This window comes from Bathymodiolus japonicus methanotrophic gill symbiont (assembly GCF_019721995.1).
Classification (GTDB): Bacteria; Pseudomonadota; Gammaproteobacteria; order Methylococcales; family Methylomonadaceae; genus Methyloprofundus.
The window spans coordinates 1-11,339 of sequence record NZ_BLYC01000077.1 but is presented as its reverse complement, the minus strand read 5'-3'; the positions used below and the strand labels follow the sequence as shown (position 1 = coordinate 11,339).

General features: G+C 36.6%; 12 protein-coding genes and 2 pseudogenes. 9 read left to right on the top strand and 5 right to left on the bottom strand.

Annotated elements, in window-relative coordinates; all coding sequences use genetic code 11:
- Window positions 1–394 (bottom strand): transposase (locus K6984_RS28915; RefSeq protein ID WP_221898456.1); only part of this gene is annotated, 394 nt, incomplete at its 3' end.
- Window positions 395–694: 300 nt separating this feature from the next.
- Between K6984_RS28915 and K6984_RS28910 the strand changes: the two genes are divergently transcribed.
- The 3 genes from K6984_RS28910 to K6984_RS28900 all read left to right on the top strand — a co-directional run bounded on the left by K6984_RS28910 (window position 695) and on the right by K6984_RS28900 (window position 2,397).
- Entirely contained in the window at window positions 695–1,228 is a 534-nt protein-coding gene (locus K6984_RS28910; protein WP_221898455.1) for a DUF2380 domain-containing protein, read from the top strand.
- A 66-nt stretch (window positions 1,229–1,294) separates the two neighbouring features.
- Window positions 1,295–1,681: a cupin domain-containing protein gene (locus tag K6984_RS28905; protein WP_221898454.1), complete on the top strand. Its 387-nt coding sequence runs from the start codon at window positions 1,295–1,297 to the stop codon at window positions 1,679–1,681.
- A gap of 476 nt (window positions 1,682–2,157) precedes the next feature.
- On the top strand, window positions 2,158–2,397 hold the full coding sequence (locus K6984_RS28900) for an integrase core domain-containing protein (RefSeq protein WP_221897209.1): 240 nt from the start codon (window positions 2,158–2,160) through the stop codon (window positions 2,395–2,397).
- 1,349 nt (window positions 2,398–3,746) lie between these two features.
- Here K6984_RS28900 and K6984_RS28895 read toward each other — a convergent pair.
- Entirely contained in the window at window positions 3,747–3,995 is a 249-nt protein-coding gene (locus tag K6984_RS28895) for a HigA family addiction module antitoxin (RefSeq protein WP_230988348.1), read from the bottom strand.
- A 53-nt stretch (window positions 3,996–4,048) separates the two neighbouring features.
- Here K6984_RS28895 and K6984_RS31885 point away from each other — a divergent pair, with 53 nt between their 5' ends.
- Window positions 4,049–4,174, top strand: a complete 126-nt coding sequence (locus tag K6984_RS31885) for a hypothetical protein (protein ID WP_420831739.1) — start codon at window positions 4,049–4,051, stop codon at window positions 4,172–4,174.
- A gap of 124 nt (window positions 4,175–4,298) precedes the next feature.
- Here K6984_RS31885 and K6984_RS28890 read toward each other — a convergent pair whose 3' ends face one another.
- Entirely contained in the window at window positions 4,299–5,246 is a 948-nt protein-coding gene (locus K6984_RS28890; RefSeq protein WP_221898453.1) for a DUF2971 domain-containing protein, read from the bottom strand.
- 345 nt (window positions 5,247–5,591) lie between these two features.
- On the opposite strand from K6984_RS28890, the pseudogene K6984_RS28885 reads away from it, so the two are divergent.
- From K6984_RS28885 to ptuB, 3 genes and pseudogenes are all read left to right on the top strand, one after another.
- Window positions 5,592–5,777, top strand: a pseudogene (locus tag K6984_RS28885) (recombinase family protein); the annotation flags it as partial.
- A gap of 119 nt (window positions 5,778–5,896) precedes the next feature.
- Window positions 5,897–7,354, top strand: coding sequence for an AAA family ATPase (locus K6984_RS28880; RefSeq protein ID WP_221898452.1), 1,458 nt, complete (start codon window positions 5,897–5,899; stop codon window positions 7,352–7,354).
- Window positions 7,347–8,000, top strand: coding sequence for a retron Ec78 anti-phage system effector HNH endonuclease PtuB (gene ptuB / locus K6984_RS28875; RefSeq protein WP_221898451.1), 654 nt, complete (start codon window positions 7,347–7,349; stop codon window positions 7,998–8,000). Before K6984_RS28880 ends, ptuB begins: the two co-directional genes overlap by 8 nt.
- Before the next feature lie 37 nt (window positions 8,001–8,037).
- Here the strand turns inward: ptuB and K6984_RS28870 are convergent, their stop codons facing one another.
- A complete protein-coding gene (locus K6984_RS28870; protein WP_221898450.1) occupies window positions 8,038–8,721 on the bottom strand; it encodes an IS6 family transposase in 684 nt (227 codons plus the stop codon).
- A 316-nt stretch (window positions 8,722–9,037) separates the two neighbouring features.
- Here K6984_RS28870 and K6984_RS28865 point away from each other — a divergent pair, with 316 nt between their 5' ends.
- The gene (locus K6984_RS28865; RefSeq protein ID WP_087870166.1) at window positions 9,038–10,204 is read left to right on the top strand and encodes an IS3 family transposase; all 1,167 of its coding nucleotides are present in this window, start codon (window positions 9,038–9,040) and stop codon (window positions 10,202–10,204) included.
- Window positions 10,205–10,256: 52 nt separating this feature from the next.
- Here the strand turns inward: K6984_RS28865 and K6984_RS28860 are convergent.
- Window positions 10,257–10,787: pseudogene (locus K6984_RS28860) on the bottom strand (DUF6444 domain-containing protein); the annotation flags it as partial.
- Window positions 10,788–11,101: 314 nt separating this feature from the next.
- On the opposite strand from K6984_RS28860, the gene K6984_RS28855 reads away from it, so the two are divergent.
- On the top strand, window positions 11,102–11,299 hold the full coding sequence (locus K6984_RS28855) for a hypothetical protein (protein WP_221898448.1): 198 nt from the start codon (window positions 11,102–11,104) through the stop codon (window positions 11,297–11,299).
- Window positions 11,300–11,339 lie beyond the last annotated feature (40 nt).

Here is an 11,339-nt window from a genome sequence, read left to right as displayed (position 1 = left end):
GATTGCTTCTATTTAATCCTAATAATGCACACTGCTGTGTTAGAGGTAGAGTGTTAAGCTTGGGCTCAATCAACTGTTTTCTATCAGATGAGTCCAAGCTTTTTAGCTTTTTTTCGAGCCACTCCTTTTCAACCGTCATTTTTCCTACGATTTTTGTGAGCATCTCATTTTGTTCTTGAGCTGCTAATAGATCCTCTTTGTAATCTTTAACGGCTTTGGAGGGCTCCATTGCTATTTCTGCATTGTCTAAGAATATTTTTTTCCAGTTTTGTAGGTTCTTAGGTGTGATGTTATTTGCACTGGCAATTTCTTGCAGTGTTTTTTCATTCTTTAAAACTTCTAATACCAACTTGCTTTTAAATTCAGCACTGTAGACCGTTCTTTTTCTGCTCATTTTAATACTCCAATTTTTTACAAATAGTAACTAATTTGGAATAAGATTGCTTTGATTTCTTGTCTGGATTTGCTGGGGGATTATAAAGTGCTGAAGCTTTAGTATTATTGACTTGTATACAAGGCAGCCCGCCTTTCCCTTGTACAAATTCGATGTGATTTGCAATACCAAAATCGGCATTTAATTGTTGAATATTAATTGGGTTTCTCTTATTTTCTAAGTTAAAGCTATACTTTGCTATTAGCGGGCTAAAGCACCGCCCTACCTTTCTCTCTAACCGTTTACATCACGGGATATTTTATGAACCTATTAAACTGCACATGGATATCTCGATTATTCATCGCCTGTCTATTATGTCTAACCAGTCTTAACGCCGGTGCAGAAACCAGGATTGCCATACTGGACTTTGAACTTAAAGATTTAACCATGATCCCGCGAACTACTGCAGAGATCGAAAGAACAGCATCCATAAGGCCCTTATTGGAAACAGAACTGAAAACAGCGGATTATGTGATTATTAACATTCCTCTAATCGATCAGAATAATGCTAATGGCGGCGTGGGTTATTTATTTGATCATGATGATATAGCGGCCAACCTAGCTAAACAATTTGGAGCGGAATATGTACTGGTGGGCAGGCTGCATAAGCCCAGCTTTTTATTTGCCTATTTAATGGGGCATTTAATCCGCGTTAGCGATGCAAAACTAATCGGCAATTATGTTGCCGAAGCGAAAGGCCCAAATAAAAAGCTAACCATTAAAACAGTAGAAAACCTTACGGTTAAAATTGATAGAACTCTGGATAACCGATATGCACCACCCTCCAGCCACTGATCAGACCAAGAATGTATTTTTCTTACAAACTAATTCCCATTATTTTCACTTACAGGCTCATACACTATGCAAGCAAGCATTCTGCCCTATAGACCTGAAAGTGAGTTTTTTATTGATGAAGGCTGTCATATTATTGAACTCTCCAATTCCAGTGAAGATCCTGATGTCTCGATTGCTCAAGCCAGGGTTGAACCGGGCGTAACCACGCGCTGGCACCGACTTACTGACGCTATCGAGCGCTATGTTATTATTTCCGGTACGGGGCTGGTAGAAGTGGGCGAGCTTGCTGCCACTCAAGTAAACCCTGGTGATATCGTACTAATTCCTGCTCTTTGTCGTCAACGTATCAGCAATACTGGTACACAGGATTTAGTATTTCTGGCGATTTGCAGTCCACATTTTACGAGTTCCTGTTATCAAGATTTAGAAGCCACAGACGGGATAATCGATTAACCGTATTAACCAAAATTCAATCTGAATCTGAATATTGTTAATCACAATCGAAGCGTACACTAATAGGCCGGTCATCGGCCTATTGCGACAGTCGATGAATTATTTTTTACAGGAATATCGCTTACATAACGTGTCGTAAATACAAAGTGTAGCAAAATGAATTCCGAAACATGAGTAATAATATCTGTTTTTAAATTGGTAAAAACACTACCATTCCCTTGAGAGATAAATTCAGTTCGTAATTTCAAAAATAAAGGTATTCATTAGTGATTTTTTCACTTCTGGAAAGTAAAACCAGCCATCATGAATGCAAGCATCAATATTTAAGAGGGCATAAATAGTTTTGTGTAACTCTCATAGTTAAATGTAATCAGTTAAGCGTTCTTCAAACTAAGTCATAAACCTATTCAGTGCCGCTTTCCAACGTCTAATGGTCATAGTCCATTTCTTGGAAGCTTGCTGGATTGCCAAATTCAATGGATGGAAAAGGACGAGCAACGGATAATATTTGTATTGAACGGTTTTGGCGAAGTGCAAAATGTGAGCGTATTTATTTAAATGAATATGGTTCAATTAGAGCGTTAATAGAAGATGTTGATGACTATATTGAGTTTTATAATCATCAACGGTTTCATGAAACCCTGGACTATAAAAAACCAATGAATGTATATAGAGAAAGTATTTTAGCTAATGAACAGCAGAATGAAGCGGCTTAGGAATATGGAATAAGGATTGTTGAAAAACCTGTCTTGACTCTTTGGGGTGCTATAGTGTATGACTTCTGTACTGAGTCGTTTTGTGTTCATTCTGTGGCAGATTCAAAGAAGCTTGAGCATCTGTATAAAAATTAAGAAAAATTAAAACTATAAATCCTTAAAACACTATTAAAAACAATAGTTTAAGTAGATTATTCACAACTATAAATGCATTATATAAAAACATAAAAAGACAAAAGAATATATATATTTATTTTTATAAAAGACAAAAGACAAAAACTTAAAAACTTAGTAAAGCTGTTAACCCCCCGCCCCTCAAGGGGGCGGGGGGTTAACAGTAAAATTTATGTTCTTTTGTTTTTTTGTCTTTTAAGAAACCAATAAATATATATATACAATGAGATATAAACAAATTATCAATTACGTTGTTTTGATTTTTCTTGGTTTTATGTTTTTATGTTTTTATGTTTGTATATAATGCATTTATAATTGTAAATAATCCACTTAAATTATTGTTTTTAATAAGGTTTTATAAGATTAGGTTTTTGATTTTTCATTATTTTTAGTCTAAGAATTAACTTTAAGTTTTTAGTTGCTCAAGTACTGGCTTCATCTTTAAGCTTTCCTGGCAGACATTGGCAACTATCCATAATGCAGTTCTTTACCCCCTAGGCGCGCCTCTAGAGCCTTTAGATTGGCAAATCGTACTGTAGCCTAACAAAGACTAGAATTGATCAATTCACTCCTCTCCTTTCCAAGAACCCCTTAAAGAACTTAAGTGATAATTGATTTCTTAAGAGAAAAAAATCAAAAATAATAAAAACCATGAATCCTTAAAACCCTATTAAAAACAATATTTTAAATGAATTATGGGCAACTATAAATGCATTATATACAAACATAAAAACATAAAACCAAGAAAAATCAAAACAACGTAATTGATAATTTGTTTATACATCATTTTATATATTTATTGGATTCTTAAAAGATAAAAACATTAAAGAATATATATATCTATTTTTTATAAAAAACAAAAAGATAAAAACAAAAAAGAACATAATCCTATTGTTAAAGGCTCCCCCCTCAAGGGGGAGCCTTTAACAACTTTACTAGGCTTTTAAGCTTTTATCTTTTGTTTTTAATAAAAATAAATATATATATATTATTTTGTCTTTTTGTTTTTAGGTTTTTATGTTTTTATGTTTGTATATAATGCATTTATAGTTGTGAATAATCCATTTAAAGTATTGTTTTTAATAAGGTTTTAACGATTTATGGGTTTAAATTTTCTTGATTTTTTTCTTTATTATGCATTAATTGCTTTCAAGGATTTGACATGTATTTCTGGTTTATGAACAGAATAAGTCATAATTGTTTTGTAAATTTAACCAAAACTCAGGGGTGGTTTTAAAAGTTTTTGAAAATAACCATGCCGTGTTAGGAGAGAGACCTCTCACCTCTCTAACAATCTCATTGATTTGTTGCGCAGGAATGCCTATATGCATCGCTAAAGCCTTTTGTGTGATCCCCATAGGCTCAATGAACTGTTTCAGCAAAATCATACCGGGGTGGGTTGCTTTTCTATGTGATGGAATCATATTTTAATACATCTTTTATCACAGGGAGCAGTTACTTAAGGGAGTGATCCATAATGAATGATTATCATATAAATATTTTTTATAGTAAGGATGCTAAAGGGTGTATTTCTGATATTACTGATTTAATAAGTTGTTCAGCATTTGGCGAGACTCCTATAAAACATTCTGGACTTCTTTAGCTAATCTTTCTATTACCGGGATAGATACAGAATTGCCAAGTTGTTTATATAAATGGGAGTCTGAAATTTTAGGAAACTTAGCTGATAAAGATCGATATTCAGAAGTGAAAACGGTTACGAAACCCTAAATCGGTGAAAAACAATATCGGGTAGTCCCTCTTGGATATTCCGCCAATATCTCACAAGGTTCTAGTTCGTGTCTTTGAAGCTCAAAACTTTTCTCTGCGTCATATATTTTGTAAAATTTCACCCTGTCTTTCAATACATTCACGATTATCCCAATCATAGAATAGTCACAGCGAAGCCCGAAGGTCACGTCAATTAATTTTAAAGATGACTCCTGAGAGCCTTTATTATCTAAAAGTCTCCATTCTTTCTCATATTCCCATCCTTTTGATTTTTGAAGTAAAACCTTAGAATCTAAATCATTTTTCGCGTTGATGTTATCATGGATTACTGCTTTATAAATCAGGCTTGTCAGTAATTCCCGCTTTTCTCTATAATCAACCTTATGTAGATCTGGACCTTTGTTACCGTTTAATTCCTCGGGATTGAAGAATTCATATCCAATACAAAAACCACTATGGCTATCACCATAGTGACTCCAAAGAAGATTATTATCCATGGTTGACGAGAAACAGCACACCCCTTTTGTATAATTTTTATTAATTTCATCATCAATTTTACGGATTAACCCAGCGTATTCGGCAGTGTTTATATCAGAAAAGCCATTGTCTGGATTAGTAGCCATATATGCAACGTCTTTTAGGCTAAAACGTGCCCTCTCATCTCCTCGTTTTTTTGAAAAATTAATAGCTTTAATGTCATTAAGACCAACTTTACTTAATAAAGAAAGCACCTCTCTTTCTGTTCTTTCTTCAATTAGTTTTCTCAATATCAACCGCAAGTCATCAATCTCAGAATCTCCTGTTATTACAGGGCTACGTTCGAAAGCATCATTAAACTTAGAGGGGTCAGAAAAGTACAACTTATCATGAAATAATGAGTTCATTGCCACTAAGTCTATTTTTTGATAACGATATATTTTTTCAGGTCTATCAATTGGGTACATGTTTTTGTTTTCACCTATACACTTTATAAAATGTAAGCGTCAATTAAACCACACATTCTAACCCCCTTTAAAAAAGGCAAGATAATACCTCCAATGGTTCTGTCGCATAGATCCCCCTTCCCGACGTTATCTGCTATCATAATTCTCAATTTCAATAAAAGGTGGTTCATATGCTCAGCTTCAAAGGCACCCTCTTTCCATTTGAGTAGCCAGCTAGCCCAGTAACAAGATAGGTGTCCATGGAAAAAATATAAGTGTATTTTTTACATCGCCATAAACACAGCTAATCACCATTAACAAGGCCTTATTTATAGTTAATAAAACCCATGTTAAAAAAGTAAACAGATGAAAATAGGTTACGCTCGAGTTTCAACATCTTCTCAAGATACATCACTACAAATAGACGCGCTTAATGCAGCTGGTTGCGAAATAATTTATAAGGAAAAAGCGTCAGGAAGTAAAAAAGACAGACCCGAACTTGAACAATGTTTAAAGTCTTTAAGGAAAGCTGATACGCTGGTTGTCTGGAGGTCTGTGCTTTTGATAAGTATTGCGACAGAACCCATTAAATTGTCCCGCTTTAGACGGGAAGCCTAATTCCGCATCCGTGACCGCGCGAAGTATAAGTCAGTAGCACCGGAACAAATATTATGAAATTAGAAAAAATTACTCTTGAGAACTTTCGGTGTTATCAGAAGCTTGAGATTAATCTTCATCCTCACATTACAGTATTAGCGGCAAATAACGGTGAAGGCAAGACTTCTATTTTAGATGCTGTGCGTATTGCTATGTGGCCATTTGTGAGTCAATTCGATTTGGCAAAAAATTCTTATGCTGATCCAGCGAATACTATTACTATTGATGATGTAAGAATTTTAAAATCGGTCGAACAGAAATCACAAATATTTGGCGCACTGGATTTAATGGCACGGCAATTCCCATCGTCTATTCTTACTGTTGGTGATTATCAAGAAAGCAAAAGTACTTGGCAGCGTTATCGCGATAGTGAAGCTAAAAAATCACAAACAAAAGATGATCCTGGAACAAAGATATTAAAAAAATCAGCTAAAGCTTTACAGAATGCAACTAGAGATTTAAATGTTGAACCTGAAAATTTACCTGTATTTGGTTATTATGGCACAGGTCGTCTGTGGCGAGAAAAGCGTTTAATGGGTGTTAAAGCAGGAGTAACTAAAAAAAATAACGAACAAATAAGAAGCTTTGCTTATCAGGACTGCCTAGACCCGGCATCTAGCTTTAAACAATTTCAAGATTGGTTTACTTCTGCCTATTTGAAAGTTATGGAGTATCAAATTAAGAAATTAGAGGATGGTGAAACTTTTATCGAAGTACCTAATGAACTCCGTAACCCAGTTAAAGTAGTGCAAGATGCGGTGAATGAAGTTCTAAAACCTGTAGGTTGGCAGAATTTACAGTACAGTGAGAAATACGATAAATCTTTAGTATTGAAACATCCGAAACATGGGGTAATGAAAATTACTCAATTAAGTGCTGGAATAAAAAATATGCTGGCTATGATAGCTGATATTGCTTATCGCTGCGTGCTTATAAATGGGCACTTGGGGGATAAAGCAGCAGAGTCATCACCTGGTGTGGTAATGATTGATGAAATAGATATGCATTTACATCCACAATGGCAACAAACAGTTATTACTTCATTGCGTCAAGCATTCCCAAATATCCAGTTTATTGTGACTACTCACAGCCCACAAGTATTATCTACAGTTCCTTCAGAAAGTATTCGTGTTATAAAACATGAAGTTGATAGTGAAACAGGTGAACTTATTTCAACTGCTAATAGACCATTAACAGAGAACTTAGGGCTACCATGTTCAGATGTAATGGCGCAATTGCAGGATGTTGACCCTATCCCAGATGTAGAACCTGCTCAATGGTTAAAAAAGTACAAAACATTTATCGTACAAAACGAATTAGATACCAGTGAAGCACGCGATATCAGGAAAAATATACTTGATCATTTTGGTGAAAAACATCAAGCCTGGCATGAATGTGAAAGATTAATTCGTCTTCAAACGATGAAAGAAAAGTTTCTTAGTAGGAAATCAATAGAGGATAGCAATGCATAAGTTAGACCGTCCCACACAGCCCCCAGCATGTTTAAATAAGTATCAGTACGGTCAAGATAATTGGGTTAGTGTCACGTCAGATGATAAAGGTGAAATCTGGGTAAAGCTTGACGTAATGCAGCAGAATCGCTGTGCTTATTGTGAGGCAGCAATAAAAACAGAAATCCGTAATTCGCATATAGAGCATTTCCGGCAACGCAGAGCCCATAGTTACCCTCAAGGCACTTTTTTGTGGAGTAATATGTTTGGCTCTTGCAACCGGACAGACTGTTGTGGCAAGCATAAGGATGGCCTGCCACATTATGCTCATGAAGACCTAATCAAAATGGACGATGAAGACCCTGAGGAATTTCTTGAGTTTTTGCCCGATGGTAATATCGTGCCAATTAAAGGGCTAAGCTTTACTGATAACCATCGTGCCAAAGAAACCATTCGTATCTTTAATCTTAATGGGGCATTACGACAAATTCGACAAACAGAGATAGTAGGCTACCTTCAAACAGCAGAAGAGCTGGCAAAATACGCCGAAGAATTTGATGAGACAGAGTGGTTACCACTACTACAAGATGAACTTAGAAAAATAAAATTCCTGCCGTTTTCCACAGCTATCAAGCACTTAATTTTACCTAAGGTTCTGTCGCAATAATTATCAAAAGCACAGACCTCCTGGTCTTCAGGCATAACTATCCTGCTAAAGCCATAAACTGCTTATAAGCAGGAATATTTTCCTCAGACAATTGCCCCTTTCGGATGATATGTGCCGTTTCAATTCCATCAATTGTTGCTTGGGCGGAGTGAAACGCTTTAAAGCCCATCATCGGTTTTGATATTTTTTTGATAAAGCGATGATCCTGTTCGATGATGTTATTCAAATATTTAACTTGTAATATGTCAATCATAGTGGCAAACCCAGCGAGGATTAACAAGAGGTTAATATTGGCTAATCCTGCATAGTTAGCGCCACTTTTATCCATAAGGACCTTATCAGGAAAGCCATTATTGTTAATCGTTTGTTTGAAAAATGCGGTTGCAGCCTCTTCATCACGGTGCTCAGAAAGCATGAAATCAAGCGTATCCCCGTGACTATCAACAGCTCGGTATAAATAGGTCCACTGCCCCTTCAATTTGATATACGTTTCATCCATGCGCGACGATTTATTGGTTCCTCGTTTCTGAGATTTAGCTTTCACAGCAATGGCAGGAGAATAACGGATAACCCAACGATTGCGCGTAGCATGATCCACTTCAACACCTCTTTCTTCAATAATTTCTTCAAGGTCGCGATACGAAACGCCATACCTGACATAAAAGAAAACAGCATAAAGAATGACATCTTTTTGAAAGTGAGTGCCTTTGAAGCTGAGCATCTGATCTACCTTTTATTGAAATTGAGAATTATGATAGCAGATAAGGTCGGGAGGGGGATTTATGCGACAGAACCATAAAAATGGTGTGGCTAGGAAAAGCAGACCTAGTGGCGTATACAGGCGTTTTATCACAAAAACACACCCTTATAACCCTTGAGGTGTGTGTCGCCCCACATGGCTCTTTATGTGGCTAGATCGCAACGAATGGCAAAGAGTTTGCAGGTCACAGTTTATAATCCCCCAGCAAATCCAGACAAGAAATCAAAGCAATCTTATTCCAAATTAGTTACTATTTGTAAAAAATTGGAGTATTAAAATGAGCAGAAAAAGAACGGTCTACAGTGCTGAATTTAAAAGCAAGTTGGTATTAGAAGTTTTAAAGAATGAAAAAACACTGCAAGAAATTGCCAGTGCAAATAACATCACACCTAAGAACCTACAAAACTGGAAAAAAATATTCTTAGACAATGCAGAAATAGCAATGGAGCCCTCCAAAGCCGTTAAAGATTACAAAGAGGATCTATTAGCAGCTCAAGAACAAAATGAGATGCTCACAAAAATCGTAGGAAAAATGACGGTTGAAAAGGAGTGGCTCGAAAAAAAGCTAAAAAGCTTGGACTCATCTGATAGAAAACAGTTGATTGAGCCCAAGCTTAACACTCTACCTCTAACACAGCAGTGTGCATTATTAGGATTAAATAGAAGCAATCTCTATTACAAAAAAAGAGAGAATAAAAAGAAAGAAGAGATCAAAACTCAGATTAATCACATTTTTAAAGACATCCCTATTTATGGTGCGGCTAAAGTACACCAGCAGTTGCTTGAAGGTGGTTTTAAAGTCAGTTTAAACACGGTGGCGAGTTATCGGCAGCAGATGGGCTTGAAAGCCGTATTAGCGGTAAAACAAGTCAATACAACGATCCCCATAAAAGAACATAAAAAATATACTTATAAGCTTAGAGATCTTGATATATCACACGCTAACCAAGTTTGGAGTACAGATATAACCTATATTAAAACCAAAGAAGGGATGGTTTATTTAGCGGCGATTATTGATTGGCACTCAAAAGCAGTGCTCGCCCATAAAATATCAAACACAATGGATTCTTTTTTAGTTATGGATGTATTAGATGAAGCGCTTTCTCTCTACGGAACACCTGAAATTTTTAATACGGATCAAGGCAGTCAATACACCAGTGAAATTCATACCCAACGACTAAAAAACAAAGGCATTACTATTTCTATGGATGGAAAAGGACGAGCAACGGATAATATTTGTATTGAACGGTTTTGGCGAAGTGCAAAATGTGAGCGTATTTATTTAAATGAATATGGTTCAATTAGAGCGTTAATAGAAGATGTTGATGACTATATTGAGTTTTATAATCATCAACGGTTTCATGAAACCCTGGACTATAAAAAACCAATGAATGTATATAGAGAAAGTATTTTAGCTAATGAACAGCAGAATGAAGCGGCTTAGGAATATGGAATAAGGATTGTTGAAAAATCTGTCTTGACTCTTTGGGGTGCTATAATAACTGATATTGCGAAAGATAAACCACATGGGCTTTTATCCCATTACCATATTGCGCAGCCTTAGTAACCTCATCTGGAAAAGGAGCGATAAAACACTGCCCTTTTTCATTTATCAACCGTTGCGCCTGGTATTCTGTCACTACCCTTGAGATATCAATATCGAATACCTGGCGTGTTTCAAAGCCATCTGCCGTGTATCGCCCTTTTGGCAAGGTACGGCGATCAATGGTAATGATCTCGATTTCATCCGGGTCATCTATTTTTTGAAGTGTCGTGCCGACATGCGATTTTTGTCCGCCAGAAGGCTTATCTGATTTTTTTCGATTCCCTTTTTTACGGTTGGGATCACTTGCAGGTGGTTTACTGCTATTTTTGCTGTTCAGTGTCACTCGATTGAGTAATACCGTGACTAATAATAGAATCACTTCCAGTGCTGATTTTAGCGCAGGCGATATATCACGCTCAGTTTCAAGTAACTGTTTGGCATGACTGATTGCGGAATCAACATCGATGAAGTCTATTTTCAAAGGGTAACCTGTATTGCTTTAAGGACAGGCTTATTATCTCATGGGTTTTAAATCCCGAATTTTCCTTGTTTTAAGCGATTGTAAGGCGAATAAAAAAGTTCTTCGAGGTCGTAGATGTTTAAGGGGACATTTTGTGATGACTATAGCGATAGAAGCAATAAAGCGTGGATTAATCGACTGTTGGGCAGTTTACTAAAAATCACAAAAACCAGACTAAAACCCTGTCAAGAACTTTTTTAATTATTCAGGCGCGCCATGCTACCTCACAACATTCTGGGACTCCTGTCACCAACATTCATTCGCCTACGCAGCGAATGGGAGATGCCCTGGTCGCCCTGCGTCCGTCTCAACTACTCAACTACGCACAAAACCCTGCTCAGTTAAGTCTACCTCAAATGGCTGGACGGCTATTCGAAATGCAATTCTTGCCTCCCTCGCGCGCTACTAGCGCACTTCGGATCAGCGAATTGCCCTGTCGCCTACCAGAGACTAAAAATCATCACTCCGCTTAGGCTCCGTTTCCCTGATTTTAAGCGTACGCTGAGTAGTTAC